This is a genomic window from Paraburkholderia sp. GAS348 (assembly GCF_050434205.1).
Lineage (GTDB): Bacteria > Pseudomonadota > Gammaproteobacteria > Burkholderiales > Burkholderiaceae > Paraburkholderia.
Genome location: NZ_JBNPVT010000013.1, coordinates 46,665 through 63,053, shown reverse-complemented (window position 1 = coordinate 63,053; position 16,389 = coordinate 46,665). Strand labels below are relative to the sequence as shown.

Here is a 16,389-nt window from a genome sequence, read left to right as displayed (position 1 = left end):
ACATCGAGCGTCGCAGGATACGCGTGCGGGCATTGCGCGCGAGGCGCTGAAGCGGCTACCCTTTCAGAACGATGACGTGTGTGCATCGCGTCATCCGTACATCGGGCAAAAAATGGAAGGCCCAGCGATGGAAGATTCCGACGAATTGCTGCTCCCGGTCTGGCGAGCGAACCTGGTGCTGCTGACCCGCGAGGTTGGCGCCGCGACGCGTCTGGCGCGCATGATGACCTTTTCCGCCAGCTATCTGAAATTGATGTTGTCCGGCCAGCGCGAATTCAGCGAGGAGTTCGTGCGCGGCATCGAGGCGGTCACGGGCTTGCCGAATGGCTGGATGAACGTGCCGCATACCGAGCAGGACATACCGCCCAAGGCGCGCGAAGCGATCGACAACGAACAGCCGCTTGCGCGTTTTCGCGGCACGGCGCATCCGGTGCGCAAGAAGACGGTGCTGCGCCCGCCTGAGCCGATTTTCGGCCAGGCGGGTCCGGCCAAACGCGTGGAAGAAGAGACGCTCGACGCCGAAGCGCATCGGCGTCAGGCTCACTTCCGCAAAGTTCGCGATCTGGCGATACAGGATGTGCGGCGTTTCGAGCGGCATTTGAGTCAGGCGCCGGTGGACCTTGCATCGATGCGCTCGAAAGTGGAGGACGTGATCGCCGCCGCCGATCTCGACGACCCGATTCAGGCCGACCTGGCCGGCCGGCTGGAACAGATCGAAAAGCATCGGCATTTGCTGCTCAGGCATGTGGAGCGGTTGCAGGCTTTGCTCGGGCAAATTGGGGGAGCGGATTGATGTAAGTCACGCGCCACGCGCGCAGTGACCACAATACGGATTCAGCCGAGGTGCATCTTGGGGAAAATTGCCGACACTTTGCAGCAGGCGCTCGCGCAACGCGCACCCCTCGCGAGCCTCGCCGCCGCGGCGGGGCTGAGCGAGTTCTATTTCCTGCGCACGTTCCAGCGCGTGACCGGCGTGACGCCGCATCAATATGTGCTGCGGGCACGTTTGCGAGCGGCGGCGCTGCGTCTTCACGACGACAGCGCGAAGGTCGTCGATATCGCGCTCGATTGCGGCTTCAACGATCTGTCGAATTTCAATCATGCGTTTCGCGCGGAGTTTGCGTCGAGTCCGCGTGCGTGGCGCGCGCGGGGCAGGGCGCGTCGCGCATGATCCTGTGCGCTGCGTTCATGAAGGTGGCCGCCGCGTTGGCGCTGGTTGCGTGCGCAAGCGCCGCGCAGGCTGAAGGCAGTGCCGCGAGCGGTCCGGGCAGGTCTAGCGCCTCCAGCACGTCCAGCACCTCCAGCACGTCAAGCACGTCAAGCACGTCAAGCACGTCAAGCACGTCAAGCACGTCAAGCACGTCAAGCACGTCAAGCACGTCAAGCACGTCCAGTTCCGCCAGCATCCCCAACGACGACCTTTCACCCTCGACGGTGGAGCGTGACGTCCATCTCTTCGTGATCCAGAAAGACGGCTCCGTCGAAGAACATGACGACACGGTCTTGCGGGCCAACACGACGAGCGGCGTTGACGATATCGCGCAACGCTACGTGTGGTTCAACAAGGACATCGAGCAGGTGCAATTGCTGGCTGCGGAAACGATCGACCCGAACGGCGTCGCGCATCCGGTCGGCCCCGAGGCGATCCGCGACGTGCAGGAACCCCGTTCGGCGGGCGCGCCGAGTTTCGAAGACGGGGTGTTGCGCACGGTGATCTTTCCGGGCGTCGAGCCCGGCTCGCGCGTGCATCTGGCGTTTCGCAAAACCCGCACGAAGCCTCTGCAGGCCGGCACCTTCGCGTATCTGGTCGAACCGACGCGCGACCCCGTCGAGATGCAGCGCCTGATTTTCGACCTGCCCGCCGACGTGCCGCTCTATGCCGATGCGCGCGGCTATGTCGCGCTGGCGCCGGTTACGGCAAACGGCCGCACCCGCTATGAGTTCGACTACCGGCACGGCCCGTATGCGCCGCTCGAAACGGGCGCGGTGGGCTATGCGAACTGGGGCGACCGGCTGATGGTGTCGACGGTGCCGGACTTCGCGAGTTTCGCCGCGCGTTATCGCGGCCCAGCTGCCGACGCGACGATGAGCGACCCGGCGATCGTTGAACTCGCGCAGAGCCTGACCGGAAAGGCCAGCGACCCGCGCGCGAAAGCGCAGATACTGTACGACTGGATGCGTTTGAATATTCGCTACGTCGCGCTGTTTCTCGGCGAGACGGCGGCGATCCCGCATAGGGCGATCGACATCCTGCACAACCGCTATGGCGACTGCAAGGATCACGTCGCGTTGTACAGCGCGCTATTGGCCGCGGCCGGCATCCGCAGCGAGGCCGTGCTGCTCAATCTCGGGCCGTACTATAGCTTGCCGTCCGTGCCGGGGTATGGAAGCAGCGCGATCAATCATGCAATCGTCTGGATTCCTTATCTATCGTTATTTGCCGACACCACGGCAGGCGGCGTGGGTTTTGGTTATTTGCCGCCGAGCGTGATGGACCGGCCCGTTTTGCTGGTCGACGACGGCGTGCTGGCGCGCACGCCGGCCACCCAGTGGCGCGAGCGCATGGCGCGCCTGCAGATCGACGTCGATGAGAGCGGGGCGGCCAACTACGCTTATCGCGTGGAAGATGCCGGCTATACCGCGGAGCTGGAGCGCAACACGTTCCGGCGCGCGACACGCCAGCGTACGCAGCAGATTGCCGCGAATCGTCTATTGCTGACGGGCTTGCATGGCACAGCGCAGCTGCGCGCGGGCGATCTGACTGCAACGGATGGACCGTTTTCCATATCGATGCAGGGACGGGTCGAGCACTTTGTCTGGACCGACGGCACGACGGCCGTGCCCGCCTTGACGAGCTTGTCCGGCGGAATGGCGGGGCAGGTGCAGGCGTGGCTTGCGGAGCCGGCCAGGACGCAGCCGTGGGCCTGCATCGGCGGGGAATTCGACGAGACGCTGGAAATGACGCTGCCGAGGTTTGCCCGCGTGACGGAGGTGCCCCCGGATGCCACGGTGCAGGATCGTTTCTTCGAGTTTTCTGCCCGCTACGTGTTCGATCCTGCCGCGCGGGTCTTGCAGGTCAGGCGGCACCTTCGCGCCGCGTTTGGGCATCAGATGTGCTCTGCCGATGAATTTGCCGGCGTGAAGGACGATCTTGTCCGGATCGAGCGGGATCTCGATGCCGAGGTGGTGGTGAAGGAGGTCAAATAGGCTCGTGTGGCAGCGGCAGCGGCAGCGGCAGCGGCATCGGCATCGGCGGTAAAAAAGTACCGCCGCTGCCGCGCTAACAATCACGCCGTGATGGGCAAAGGGAGACCCTTAACTTCCGCTCTTCGTCACGATAGGAACCCAGCTCCCGTTCTTGACCTGATACAGCGTGGAAGCGCCGCTCTTCAACGCCCCGGTGCTGTCGAAAGAAATCTTCCCGGTCACGCCGTCGTCATCGATCGCCTTGAGCACTGGGCGGTAGACCGCAGGCGAGTTCGATTTCGCTTGCTGCATCGCCTTGATCGCGGCCCATGCCCCGTCATACCCAAACGGTGCGTACGACAGGATATCGACCCCGAAGCGCTTCTTGAACTTCGCGGAAAAGTCCTTGCCGCCCGGCAACTGGGCCAACGGTCGGCCGTATTCCCAGGCCATTACGCCTTCGGCCGGGTCGCCGGCGAGCTTGATGAAGTCCTGGTCCATCACGCCGCCGCCCCCCACCAGTTGCGCGTTCAGCCCCAATTGCTTCATCCGCTTGGCGAAGCCGGCCGCCTGGGTATCCAGGCCGCCGAAGAAAATCAGGTCCGCGTTGGTCGCCTTGATCTTGGTGATCTGCGTGCTGAAGTCCACTGCGTGATTGTCGGTGTACTCGCGCGTCACGATGGTGCCGCCATGCGCCTTCACTGCCTTCTCGAACTCGTCGGCCTCGCCCTGGCCGAACGCCGTGCGGTCGTCGATGATCGCAATGCGTTTGGCCTTTGTCACCTCGACGGCGTAGACGCCCGCGTTGCCGGCGTTCTGCGCATCGGTGGAAATCACCATGAAGGTGTTCGCGAAGCCCCGCCCGGTAATGATCGGATTGGTCGCGGCCGGGTCGATCACCGGAATGCCGGCCTGCTCGTACACCTGCGAGGCAGGAATCGTCGTGCCCGAATTGAAGTGGCCCACGACCGCCGACACGCCCGCGTCGACCAGCTTCTGCGCGGCCTGCACGCCGACGCGCGGGTCGGCCTGGTCGTCTTCGGAGACGAGCTGGAATTGCGCGACCTTGTCGCCGATCTTGATCTTCTGCGCGTTGGCTTCTTCGATTGCAAGCCGGACACCGTTCTCCAGATCCTTCCCGTAGCCGGCGTTGGCGCCCGTCAGCGGCGCGGCGAAGCCGATCTTCACCGGCAGGTCGTCGGCGAAACTGGCCAGCGGCGCGACCGCGAAGGTAGCGCCAACAAACAGAGCAAGCGGTTTCAGCGTGTTGCGAAGACTCATGGTCTCTCTCTCCATCGACAGTTTCAGGTGTGAAAGCGGCAAGACGGTAACGCTGGATTGACGCGCACGCATTGGTTTGACTTCGCATGGCGCGCGTCATCAAGGGTACGGATGATCGGTCACCATTAACAATGCTGGATTACACCGAAGGAAATCCCCCGCCTCGGAGGAAATCCGCCGCCCGGAAGGAAGTCTCCCGCCCCGAAGGAAGTCCCCTTGGGGGGCGGACGCGCCGTGGCGTTCACATATCGGTCAATCTGGCGCGAATATAGAAAGCCAATTTGCAGCCGTCTTGGCAGTTCGCGGCGCTTTGAATGAGCATTTCGGCATAGCCTGCGCAGCGCTTAGGCTGGCGGCCTGTCCGCGGCGACACGTAGGTGCGGATTGCGGCACATGCTTAAGAACGAGGGGGATGCGCGGCGCGAGCGCACCGGCTGTGCTGGAGCAGCGCACCGCGGCATAGAAGCCGCGAATGTGCCAATGAGACGTGGGAAAACGACCAGCGAAAAACAACCTGCAGCAGGCTAGGCAAATACCTTCAATGCTCGCCTTGCTGGCGCAGCAACTCTTCGCGCAGACGCAGCAGCGGCGCCTTGGTCTCTTCGTCGGCCCAGGTGTCGAGATCGTCGATCGCGCGCTGGCAGCCGTCGAGCACCAGGTCGAGATCCACCGGCACGCTGTTGTTCAACGCGAATTCGATCGTCTCGGCGAACTGCTGGCACTCGTCCTCGCCGTACGAAATGTCGAGGTTGTCGGCGATGATTTCGGCGATATTGCTGCGTGCCTTGTCGTCGGGCGTCACCATATCGACGATGCCGCGCGCCACCGCCAGCGAATAGTAAAGCGCAATGTCGAGCCACTGTGCGGGATCGAAGTCGCTCTGGTCGAACTGGTTCTCGAAGTACTCGATCGCTTCCTGCTCGTGCGCTTCGTCCGCGTCGACGCTCATGCACAACTGTTCAAAAAATTCTTCCCGCTCGCTGCGGATATAACCGTCCATCGATGCCTCGTCTGCTGAATGCCGGATGCCGGATGCCGGATGCCGGTCGCCGGACGCCCGATGCCCGATGCCCGATGCCCGATGCCCGGACGCCCGATGCCCGGACGCCCGGACGCCTGAAAAATGCGGCGTAGGCGGCTGGCGGCCAGGTCCTACGCGGCACGCATTATAGGACGCCCGGCTGAAAAACGCGGCTCACGTGCCGGGTGTGGGATCGGCTGGCAACTGAAGCAGGCCGCACGGGCGCGTGTTGAACCGCGCCAGGGCACCTGGCGGCTACGCTGTCTCTTCCGCTACCCAGGCGTCGAACCATTCGCGCGGTTGCGCGATTTCGTTCTGCGCGGCCACCAGTTCCAGTTCATAGCGCCCAGCCTGCCAGGTCGCTTTGACCACCGCGTTCACGGCGGCCAGCGTGTGCTCGAAGGCCGCGCGGATCGAATCGCCCAGCAGCGTGCGCGCGACAAACACCGCGCTCGTCAGATCGCCGACGCCCACCGGCTGCCGCGCGAACGGGTAGAGCGGACGCTGCCCCATCCAGGCTTCGCGCTCGGTGACGACCACCATGTTGAACCGGTCGGCGGGGCTGTTGCGATCGAGCAGATGTTTGACCAGCATGAGCTTGGGCCCGCGGGCGATGACCTCGCGGCACGCGGCCACGGCTTCTTCGAGCGTCTCGATCTCGCGGCCCACGAGCCGCTGCAACTCGGTATGGTTCGGCGCCATGGCGTCGGCCACCGCCGGCATGGTGCGTACCAGAAATTCCTGGATGCCCGGTTCGACCTTGCAGCCGCTCGCGGCGCCCATCACCGGATCGCAGAAGTACCACGCGCGCGGATTAGCGGCCTTCACGGCCTTGACGATCTCCAGCACCGCTTGCGCCTGCTCGGGCGTGCCCAGGTAGCCGGACAGCACGGCGTCGCAGCGCGGCAGCATGCCGATCGCGCCGATTCCTTCTACAAGCTCTTCCATCTGCGATGCCTCGATCGCACTGCCGGTCCAATGACCGTACTGTGTGTGGTTCGAGAACTGGACGGTATTGAGCGGCCAGACATTGACGCCGAGCCGGCTCATCGGAAACACGGCCGCGCTGTTACCGGCGTGCCCGAAGACGACATGTGACTGGATGCTCAGAACGTTTTTCGTCATGATGTGGCCCGCGCAAACGGTGATGCGCGATCAGTGAGAACAGATGGATGGCCGCGATAACGAACCGGCCTTGGCCGGGCGCCTGAAGCGGCGTGGCTGATTCAGATAGTGCAAGAAAAATGCGCGGTCTGCATAGTCAGGAAACAATACATGAGTTTGTCACGCGCGAGTCGATCCGTCCCCGTGTTGTTGCGTCGAACCATCAAACGGGTAGGGGGATCAGGCGAGTTCGCGATACAGCGCCAGATAGCGCTCGGCCGAGGCGCCCCAGCCGAAATCCTGATGCATCGCGCGACGCTGCGTGGCTTTCCATTCGGGGCGGCGGTCATAAAGCGCAAACGCGCGGCGGATCGCGGCTGTAAGGCCCTTCGGCTCGAATCGTTCGAACACGAAGCCGGTGGCGAGATCGTCGGCGAGATTTTCGAGCGACGCGTCGACCACCGTGTCCGCCAGGCCGCCGACGCAATGCACGAGCGGCAGCGACCCATAGGCCAGCGCATACAGTTGCGTCAGCCCGCAGGGCTCGAAGCGCGACGGTACCGCGATCACGTCGCTGCCGGCGACGATCGTATGCGCGAGTGTTTCGTCGAAACCGAGTTCGACTGCCACCGATTCCGGATGCATGTGCGCGACGCGTTTCAGACCGGTTTCGAGCGCCGGGTCGCCGGTGCCGAACACCACCAGCTGGCCGCCGCGTTTGACAATTTCGGGGACCGTCTCGAGCAGCAGGTCGAGGCCCTTCTGTTCGGTTAGCCGGCTCACCACGCCAAACAGCAGCGCATCGCTTTTCTGCGCGAGGCCGAAGCGCTTCTGCAGCGCTTCCTTGCAGGCCAGTTTGCCGGCCAGACGGGTAGCCGTGTAGTGATCGTCGAGCAGCGCGTCGGTGGCGGGATTCCACACCGAGTAGTCGACGCCGTTCAGGATGCCGCTCAGATCGTGCGAGCGATGGCGCAGCAACGCGTCGAGCCCGCCACCCTGAGCGAGCGTCTGGATTTCACGGGCGTAGGTCGGGCTGACGGTGGTGATCCGGTCGCTGTAGTAGAGGCCTGCCTTGAGGAACGACAACTGCCCATAGAATTCGACGCCGTGCATGCTGAAGAAGTCGTCCGGCAACGCCAGCTGGCCGAACTGATGCGCCGGAAAGACACCCTGATACGCGAGGTTGTGCACCGTGAAGACGCTGCGCGCGAACGAGCGGCCGTGCTGCCGTTCAGCCGCTTTCAGATAGGCGGGTGCGAGTCCGGCATGCCAGTCGTGCGCATGGACGATCTGCGGCGCCCACGCCGGGTCGAGGTGCTGCGCCAGTTGGGCGGCAACCCAGCCGAGCAGGGCGAAGCGTTGCGCATTGTCGCCGTACGGGACGTGTTCGTCGTTCAGATAGGGGTTGCCGGGCCGGTCGTACAGTGTGCCGGCGCGGATCATATAGACGATCAGGCCGTTCGACGACAGCGTGCCCTGTTCGAGCGTGACGCCCGGCGAGTCGAAACGGCGGCCCAGCTGCGCCACTGGCCGCAGGTCGGCCAAGCCCGCGACCACCGCCGGAAAGCCGGGCAGCAGCACGCGCACGTCGGCGCCGCGCTCGATCAATGCGGGCGGCAATGCGCCCGCGACGTCGGCGAGACCGCCCGTTTTGAGGAGGGGATACAGCTCGCTTGCGACGTGCAGGGCGCGAATCGTCATAGGCTCGGTCTCGTTCCTGTGAGTGCTGGTTTGCGTCGGGTCTACACGAGCGGCAAGACGGGCGGCTGGCTCCGCCAGCCCGTTCGTTTTGCCGTCCCGGCGAGGATCAATTCCCTTTTTGCCGCAGCGCCTCGGGCGTGACCAGCACGACGCCGTCGTCGGTACGATAGAAGCGTTCGGCGTCGGCCACGGGATCTTCGCCGATCACCGTGCCATCCGGAATGGTGCAGCCGCGATCTATCACCACTTTCTGCAGCCGGCAGCTCGCGCCGACGGTGACCTGCGGCAACAAGACTGCCTCATTGATATTACAGAACGAACTCACTTTGACGTTCGACGACAACACCGAGCGCGAAATCTGCGAACCGGAGATCACACAGCCGCCGCACACGATCAGATTGTTGCCGGTGCCTTGCAGGCCCTTCAGGTCGCGCACGAACTTGGCGGGCGGCAATTGCTCCTGATATGTCCAGATCGGCCAGTTGCGGTCGTACAGGTCGAGCGTCGGAATGGTGGAGGCGAGGTCCAGGTTGGCTGCCCAGTAGGCGTCGATCGTGCCGACGTCGCGCCAGTACGGCTCAACGGTCGGGTCCGACGACACGCACGACATGCTGAACGGATGTGCGATCGCCGTGCCTTGCGTGACGACTCGCGGCAGGATGTCCTTGCCGAAGTCGTGATCGGTGTCGACGCTCGAGATGTTCTCTTCGAGCAGCGAATACAGGTAATCGACACTGAATACGTAGATGCCCATGCTGGCGAGCGCCGAATCCGGCCGGCCCGGCATCGCGGGCGGATCGGCGGGTTTCTCGACGAAGCCGGTCACGCGGCGGTTTTCATCGACGGCCATCACGCCGAAGGCCACGGCGTCCATGCGCGGCACCTCGATACAGCCGACCGTGCAATCCGCGCCGCTTTCCGCGTGATCCGCGATCATGCGCGTGTAGTCCATCTTGTAGATATGGTCGCCCGCCAGCACAACCACGTATTTCGGCCGGATCGAGCGGATGATGTCGAGATTCTGGAACACGGCGTCTGCTGTGCCGCGGTACCAGTGGGCGCCTTCCACACGCTGCTGCGCCGGCCACAGATCGATGAATTCGCCGAATTCGCCGCGCAGGAAGCCCCAGCCACGCTGCAGGTGGCGCAACAGCGAGTGTGCCTTGTATTGGGTGACGACCGCGATGCGGCGGATGCCGGAGTTCAGGCAATTGGAGAGCGCGAAGTCGATGATCCGGTACTTGCCGCCGAAGTGCACCGCGGGTTTGACGCGTTTGTTGGTGAGCGGCCCGAGCCGCGTGCCCCGTCCGCCCGCAAGGACGATGGCGAGGGTGGTGCGTTGCAGATCGTTCAGCCGTGCCGGAGTTTCCATGTCTGTCTCCTTTGTCGACCGGAGTTAGCGCTTTAGCTGTCGGCCAGAGTTGGCGCTTTAGCTGTCGGCCTGAGTTAGCGCTTTAGCGCTTACTCAGGCCCCATGCAAAGCACTTACTCTGGTCCCATGCAAAGCACTTACCCCGGTCCCATGCAAGCTAGTTGCTGATTAGTGTGCCCCGGATGGTCTTGTTCTCTCGCTCTGCGTTATTGATTCGTGCGGCAGGGCGGCGCCGTCTTCGCGGGCCCGTCTTCTACTTCTAGCACTGATTTGCCACGGGCGAATAGTGTGAATTGTGCGGATGCCGCTTGTGCGGCCGACTTGCGAACGATCAACCCTTGCGCCGGATGCATCCGTGCGCCACGGCACATAGAGCGTGAGGTGAGCCGCTGCAATACGCGTGCCACACCAGCCGATGCCGCTGTCTGTCAGTTTGCGCGTGCGGCGGCAAAGTCCGGCGGCGCGTCGCAGAATGGTCCGCGCTGAACGGGGTTCGGACGTTGGCTTGCCGGCGCGCGGCCTGCACGCTTCACGCGGCACGGTCTGACGGGGCGCCGTGAGCATTGCCGGTGGGCAACCTGACGTTTGTGTACTCAGGCTAGCCAGTCGATGATCGACAAAAAAGAAGGGCGGCCTGTGCTGAGACAGGCCGCCCTTTTTGCTATTTGTTGGCGTTATTACCTGCCGGCGCTCAACGCTTCGCGCACTTGCGCGGCGATCTCGAACGAGCGCAGCCGCGCTTTGTGATCGTAGATCTGCGCGGTCAGCATCAATTCATCCGCGCCGGTCTGATCGATGACAGACAGCAGCCCTTCCTGTACCGCATCGCGATCGCCGATCACGGAGCAGGCGAGCGAATGCGCGACGCCGTTCAACTCCATCTCCGACGCCTCGAGCCGCTCGACTGGCGGCTGCAGTTGACCGGGCGTGCCGCGCCGCAGGTTGATGAACTGCTGTTGCAGCGAAGTGAACAGACGCCGCGCTTCGTCGTTGCTATCGGCGGCGAACAGATTGACGCCGACCATGGCATACGGCTTATCGAGCGCTGCCGACGGACGGAATTGTTCGCGATAGACCTTCAGCGCGGTGAACATGTGGTCGGGCGCGAAGTGCGACGCGAACGCGAACGGCAGACCGAGTGCCGCGGCCAGCTGGGCGCTGTACAGCGACGAGCCGAGCAGCCACAGCGGCACATACAGACCTGCGCCGGGGACCGCGCGAATGCGCTGGCCCGGCACGGGGTCGGCGAAATAGCGTTGCAACTCGACGACGTCGTCGGGGAAAGACTCCGCACTATTTTGCAGATCGCGGCGCAGCGCGCGGGCGGTGCTTTGATCCGTGCCGGGGGCACGGCCGAGGCCCAGGTCGATGCGGTTCGGGTAGAGCGAAGCGAGGGTGCCGAACTGTTCCGCGATGACGAGCGGTGCGTGGTTTGGCAGCATGACGCCGCCGGAGCCGACGCGGATTGTCTTTGTCCCCCCGGCGACGTGGCCGATCACTACTGCGGTGGCCGCGCTGGCGATGCCGCTCATGTTGTGGTGTTCTGCTAGCCAGAAGCGGCGGTAGTGCCAGTTTTCCGCGTGCTGGGCGAGGTCTAGTGTGTTTTTGAACGCGTCCGCGGGGGTGGCGCCTGCGGTGACCGGTGATAGGTCGAGGACCGAGAAGGGGATCATCTTTCTGTTCATTTGCTGTTTCGGGCGCTTTCGCGCGATGGGGCATTGTGGCAAAGGTTTTGGTTTTCTGCTGATGGGCTGGGGATGTCCACGTTCGTGGAAGGGGGTTTGGTTTATTGGCGTCGCCCCTATGCGGAGCGGGCACCTGCTTTTCTTTGCGGCGGTGATCGTGCGTCGATCAGCATTCACGTGTACGGTGGACATATTGGCGCGGTGACGCGTTCCGTCTATCTCGCCGGCAGAGGCCGCAAAACCTTTATCTCCGGTTACTCGAACGACGTGTTGCCGAGTATCTGGAATGTTTCGAGGGAGTCCTTGATCTCATGAGTTTCGCTAAAGAATTCCGTATCAGATCATTCAAAGACGTGCGCCGCGCACTGCTCGAGCGCGAGGAAATCGCGTTCGTCGATGTGCGCGAGGAGGATCCGCACGCGCGCAGTCATCCGCTGTTCGCTGCGAATCTGTCGTTGTCGCGGCTCGAACTGGACGCGCCTGTCCGCTTGCCGCGCCGCGACGTGCCGGTCGTCGTGTTCGACGACGGCGAAGGGCTTGCCGAACGCGCCGCGCGCCGTCTGAGCGAGTTGGGTTATACCAATGTCGCGCTGCTCGACGGTGGCTTGCAAGGCTGGCGCGAAGCGGGCGGTGAGCTGTTCCAGGACGTCAACGTACCGAGCAAGGCATTCGGCGAACTGGTCGAAAGCGAGTGCCATACGCCGTCACTCGGAGCGCCGCAGGTGCTGGCGCTGCTCGATCATGATGCCGATGTGGTGGTGCTCGACGCACGCCGCTTCGATGAATACCAGACCATGAATATTCCCGGCAGCGTCAGCGTGCCGGGCGCGGAGCTGGTGCTGCGCGCACGGCAGCTTGCGCCGAACCCGTCGACGCGCATCATCGTCAATTGCGCGGGCCGTACGCGCAGCATCATCGGCGCGCAGTCGCTGATCAATGCGGGCCTGCCAAATCCGGTTGCGGCGCTGCGCAACGGCACCATCGGCTGGACGCTTGCCGGTCAGGCGCTCGCGCACGGCAGTTCGCGCCGCTTCGATCCGATTGTCGACGACACACTTCGTCTCGCCGCCGCCGATTCCGCGCGTGGGGTGGCGGATCGTGCCAAGGTGGGCCGCACGTCGCGCGACGAAGCGCGCCGTTGGGCCGGCGAAGCGGTACGCACCGTCTATCGCTTCGACGTGCGCACGCCGGAAGAATACGAAGCGGGGCACGTACCCGGTTTTCGCAACGCACCCGGCGGTCAACTCGTGCAGGAGACCGACATGTTCGCGCCGGTGCGCGGCGCGCGCGTAATCCTCGCCGACAACGACGGCGTGCGCGCGAACATGACCGCGTCGTGGCTCGCGCAGATGAACGTCGAGGTGTACGTAGTGGACGGCTTGGGCAATGCGGACTTCAGCGAAAAAGGCCCAGCGCCCGCCGCACGCTTTGCACCCACGCCGCCCGCTGTCGATGAGATCACGCCGGCCGGCCTGGTTGCTCTCCTGCAATCGCCCGGCACCGTCGTGCTGGATTTCACGACCAGCGCGAACTATGTGAAGCGCCATATTCCGGGCGCGTGGTTCGTGATTCGTGGGCAACTCGATGAAGCGCTGCGCAAGCTGCCGGATGCGCAACGTTATGTGGCGACCTGTGGCAGCAGTCTTCTTGCACGCTTCGCCGCGTCTGAGCTGGCGGCGTTGACGGGCAAGCCGGTGCAGGTGCTAAGCGGCGGCACGAGCGCGTGGATTGACACGGGCCTGGTCGTGGAAAGTGGTGAGACGCGTCTGGCATCGCCGCGCATCGATCGTTATCGTCGTCCGTATGAGGGAACCGAGAATGCGCGAGAAGCGATGAACGCGTATCTGGAATGGGAGTACGGGCTCATTGCTCAACTTGGACGCGATGGTACGCACGGTTTTCGGGTGATCTGAGTCACGCGGCTCACTACGACCGCACGGGTTTTGCTGCGTTTTGTCCGCGCCGAAGGAGAACAGCGCCAGCGCCGCGAACCGAAAATCATCTGACGATTCGGTGTAAACGCGCTCTCGTCTAAATCCGCCAATCCGTTTAGATTGGCTGCACCTGAAAGGCTTATCGGGGGACCAGGGCGGCCACACAAGCAGCGGTCCGCCATTCCGGCGATGGCGCAAGGTCAGAGGCCAAGGTCTCTCACCGCTTCGCCCGGGACCGGATCGCTGCGCGTCGTCCGCGGTGCTTTGTTTCTGGCGGCTGTCTGGCCGCTGGTTATTTGCCGGTTCTGGCCGTATCGACCGACTTGGCGACGCTTTGCACAGCGTCGCCTTTTTGCTTGTGGCCACGGTTTTCTCAGGTTTCGCCCCCCCTGTCGCCAAGCCACGTCGCACGACGGCTTATGACCCCGTTGCCGCTCTCGCTCGCGGTTTTTTCCATGCGCGGTTATCCTGTAGTACCCCCTACACAACGGGATGCGGGCGAATTGCCGCGTCGCATCTGTACAGGAAACTCGCTGTGAGCCTCAAATTGCTTACCGTCGCGATGCTGGCCGCGTGCGTTGCACTGACCGGTTGCGACGATCAACAGAGCGACCGTGCCGTGCAAAAACTCAAGGAATTCTTCAACGCCGTCAAGCCGGATGCGCTATTACTCAGGAATATGACGCCGGGCATCACGACCGAGGCGCAGATCCGCGACCAGATGGGCAAGCCGGAGACCGAGCGCACCTTTACCGACGGCTCGAAGCGCTTTGAATATCCGCGTGGCCCGCAAGGACTGAACACGTACATGGTCGACATCGACCGTGACGGCAAATTGCAAGCTATCACGCAGGTGCTGACCGCCGACAACTTCGGGAAGATTCGCCTCGGCATGACTGAGGACGAAGTGCGCCGCCTGCTCGGCAAGCCTGGCCAGATCGCCGTGTTTCCGCTCAAGCCGGAAACCGTATGGAGCTGGAAGTGGCGCGAGGGCGGCGTGACCGAAGAAGGCATTTTCAACGTGCACTTCGATCAATATCAGAAGGTGTACACGACATCGCGCTCGGACGTGATACGTGGGCGATAGATAGGCGATAAAAGGCAGGGAACAGATGATACATCGACGTCGATACAGCCGTATCGGGCTGGTGCTGGGGGGCGGAGCAGCACGAGGCTGGGCGCATATCGGAGCGATTCGCGCGTTACAGGATGCGGGCATCAAGCCGGACGTGGTGTGCGGCACGTCGATCGGCGCGCTGGTGGGTGCGGTCTACGCGAACGGCGACCTCGACTGGCTGGAGGAGTGGGTCTCGCGGCTCACCTGGCAGACGGTGGTGCGGCTGCTCGATCTGCGGCTGTCGGGCGGATTGCTTGGCGGGCGCAAGGTGATCCAGATATTCGCGGACAAATTCAATGGCCGCTCGATCGCCCAGTTGAACCTGCCGTTCGCGGCGGTGGCCACCGAACTCGATTCGGGGCGCGAGAGCTGGTTGCAGGACGGCAGCGTGGTTGACGCGGTGCGCGCCTCGATTGCGATTCCGGGGATTTTCACGCCGGTGTTTTACAACGGCGTGTGGCTGGTGGACGGCGGCTTGAGCAATCCGGTGCCGGTTTCGGTGGCGCGCGGCATGCGGGCGGACTGCGTGATCGCTGTCGATCTGAACAACGATATTCTGAATGGCCGCGATTTCGGCGGCGCGGTGGTCGAAACGCCCGCGCTCGATCCGGCTGCACCGCCGCCGGTTTCACTGCGCCGTAACGGCAAGCCTTGGCCACGCTGGCTTGCCCCTGCCGAAGGGAGCGCTTCCGACGATGTGCGCGTGCCGCCGGCGCCGAGTGCGCGCGTGCCGTCAATGCTGAGTTCGATCGCGCAGAGTATTGACATCATGCAGGTGCGGATTACACGGAGCCGCCTTGCTGGCGAACCGGCGGATATTCTGATTCAGCCGCGGCTGGGCGGGATGGGGATTTTTGATTTTCACCGTGCCGGGCCGGCTATTGAAGAAGGGCGTGCGGCGGTGGAGCATATGTTGCCCGCGATTCGGGCTCGGTTGGGGATTGAATGAAGTTTTGTTTGCCTTCGCGGCAAACCATCCAGGCAAAACTCCACGCCGTAGGCAAACAGCCAAACAACCACCACCGCAGGCTATCAAAAAAGCGACTCAAAACTTGCTAAATCGCGGCAGCGCTCATAGCGTGCTCTCCACCTTACAAAACGATATCCCCCACAAGACCAAGCCCTGCAAGCGCCCAGCCGCGGCAAACGGCCCATTGCTGCACCGCAGCACACCCTCGCCGCTCCTTTGAGAAATTAATTTCCGCTTGCGAGACTCCGCGCCATGCCGGATGAGTCGGGCAGGCATAACCCGACCCCATCCATGACATCCTCAATGAAACCTGGATGGAGACACGCGTGTTCCTTTACGGCTTTGGTCCGGTGTTGCTGGCCGGCACGATCCAGACGATCGAGCTGTCCGTCCTGTCGCTGGCAGCCTCCGTGCTGCTCGGCCTCGCGGGCGCGGCGGCGAAACTCTCCTTCAACCGCCCGCTCAGGGCAATCGCAACCGGCTATACGACGTTGATCCGCTCGGTGCCCGACCTCGTGCTGATGCTGCTGTTGTTCTACAGCATCCAGATCGCGGTCAACAATCTCACCGACGCACTCAATCTGCCGCAGTTCGATATCGATCCGTTCGTGGCCGGCGTGCTGACACTCGGCTTCATCTACGGCGCGTACTTCACCGAAACCTTCCGCGGCGCATTCCTCGCGGTGCCGCGCGGCCAGCTCGAGGCGGGCAGTGCGTACGGCATGAGCGGCGCGCGGGTGTTCACCCGCATTCTGTTTCCGCAGATGATGCGCTTCGCGCTGCCGGGCATCGGCAACAACTGGCAGGTGCTGGTCAAGGCCACGGCGCTGGTGTCGATCATCGGTCTCGCCGACGTCGTCAAAGCCGCCCAGGACGCCGGCAAGAGCACCTTCAACATGTTCTTCTTCATTCTGGTCGCCGCGCTGATCTATCTGGCGATCACCACTGCGTCGAACCTCGTGCTGATCTGGCTGGAAAAGCGCTATTCGATCGGCGTGCGCCACGCGGAGCTCTAAGA

General features: G+C 63.4%; 14 protein-coding genes. 7 read left to right on the top strand and 7 right to left on the bottom strand.

The genetic code is table 11. From position 1 onward, the window contains the following. Positions 1-127 precede the first annotated feature (127 nt). Positions 128-793 (top strand): hypothetical protein, encoded by a 666-nt coding sequence (locus P3T22_RS21320; RefSeq protein WP_063495473.1) that lies wholly within the window; start codon positions 128-130, stop codon positions 791-793. 24 nt (positions 794-817) lie between these two features. After that, positions 818-1,171, top strand: a complete 354-nt coding sequence (locus tag P3T22_RS21315) for a helix-turn-helix domain-containing protein (RefSeq protein ID WP_429326029.1) — start codon at positions 818-820, stop codon at positions 1,169-1,171. On the opposite strand, the gene P3T22_RS21310 is transcribed toward P3T22_RS21315, so the two are convergent. Then, positions 1,095-1,388 carry a hypothetical protein gene (locus tag P3T22_RS21310; protein ID WP_429326028.1) on the bottom strand — a complete coding sequence of 98 codons (294 nt, stop codon included), beginning with the start codon at positions 1,386-1,388 and terminating at the stop codon, positions 1,095-1,097. The two genes, P3T22_RS21315 and P3T22_RS21310, sit on opposite strands and share 77 nt — an antisense overlap. Before the next feature lie 46 nt (positions 1,389-1,434). Here P3T22_RS21310 and P3T22_RS21305 point away from each other — a divergent pair, with 46 nt between their 5' ends. Continuing rightward, entirely contained in the window at positions 1,435-3,207 is a 1,773-nt protein-coding gene (locus P3T22_RS21305) for a DUF3857 domain-containing transglutaminase family protein (protein WP_429326027.1), read from the top strand. 108 nt (positions 3,208-3,315) lie between these two features. Here P3T22_RS21305 and P3T22_RS21300 read toward each other — a convergent pair whose 3' ends face one another. The 6 genes from P3T22_RS21300 to P3T22_RS21275 all read right to left on the bottom strand — a co-directional run bounded on the left by P3T22_RS21300 (position 3,316) and on the right by P3T22_RS21275 (position 11,338). Further along, complete coding sequence (locus tag P3T22_RS21300; RefSeq protein ID WP_063495475.1) at positions 3,316-4,467, bottom strand: branched-chain amino acid ABC transporter substrate-binding protein; 1,152 nt, start codon at positions 4,465-4,467, stop codon at positions 3,316-3,318. Positions 4,468-5,005: 538 nt separating this feature from the next. Beyond that, positions 5,006-5,467 (bottom strand): hypothetical protein, encoded by a 462-nt coding sequence (locus tag P3T22_RS21295; RefSeq protein ID WP_063495476.1) that lies wholly within the window; start codon positions 5,465-5,467, stop codon positions 5,006-5,008. Between the two features lie 276 nt (positions 5,468-5,743). After that, positions 5,744-6,613, bottom strand: a complete 870-nt coding sequence (pdxY, locus tag P3T22_RS21290; RefSeq protein WP_429326026.1) for a pyridoxal kinase PdxY — start codon at positions 6,611-6,613, stop codon at positions 5,744-5,746. Between the two features lie 219 nt (positions 6,614-6,832). Then, positions 6,833-8,293, bottom strand: coding sequence for a glycogen synthase GlgA (glgA, locus tag P3T22_RS21285; RefSeq protein WP_063495478.1), 1,461 nt, complete (start codon positions 8,291-8,293; stop codon positions 6,833-6,835). A gap of 106 nt (positions 8,294-8,399) precedes the next feature. After that, a complete protein-coding gene (glgC, locus tag P3T22_RS21280) occupies positions 8,400-9,665 on the bottom strand; it encodes a glucose-1-phosphate adenylyltransferase (RefSeq protein ID WP_063495479.1) in 1,266 nt (421 codons plus the stop codon). A 677-nt stretch (positions 9,666-10,342) separates the two neighbouring features. After that, positions 10,343-11,338: an LLM class flavin-dependent oxidoreductase gene (locus P3T22_RS21275; RefSeq protein ID WP_429326085.1), complete on the bottom strand. Its 996-nt coding sequence runs from the start codon at positions 11,336-11,338 to the stop codon at positions 10,343-10,345. Positions 11,339-11,661: 323 nt separating this feature from the next. On the opposite strand from P3T22_RS21275, the gene P3T22_RS21270 reads away from it, so the two are divergent. The 4 genes from P3T22_RS21270 (at position 11,662) to P3T22_RS21255 (ending at position 16,387) form a co-directional block, all read left to right on the top strand. Beyond that, positions 11,662-13,263 carry a rhodanese-related sulfurtransferase gene (locus P3T22_RS21270; protein ID WP_429326025.1) on the top strand — a complete coding sequence of 534 codons (1,602 nt, stop codon included), beginning with the start codon at positions 11,662-11,664 and terminating at the stop codon, positions 13,261-13,263. A 556-nt stretch (positions 13,264-13,819) separates the two neighbouring features. Further along, positions 13,820-14,371 carry a hypothetical protein gene (locus P3T22_RS21265; RefSeq protein WP_063495482.1) on the top strand — a complete coding sequence of 184 codons (552 nt, stop codon included), beginning with the start codon at positions 13,820-13,822 and terminating at the stop codon, positions 14,369-14,371. A 25-nt stretch (positions 14,372-14,396) separates the two neighbouring features. Continuing rightward, the gene (locus P3T22_RS21260) at positions 14,397-15,350 is read left to right on the top strand and encodes a patatin-like phospholipase family protein (RefSeq protein WP_063495483.1); all 954 of its coding nucleotides are present in this window, start codon (positions 14,397-14,399) and stop codon (positions 15,348-15,350) included. A 347-nt stretch (positions 15,351-15,697) separates the two neighbouring features. Continuing rightward, complete coding sequence (locus P3T22_RS21255; protein WP_063497873.1) at positions 15,698-16,387, top strand: ABC transporter permease; 690 nt, start codon at positions 15,698-15,700, stop codon at positions 16,385-16,387. Positions 16,388-16,389: the final 2 nt, after the last annotated feature.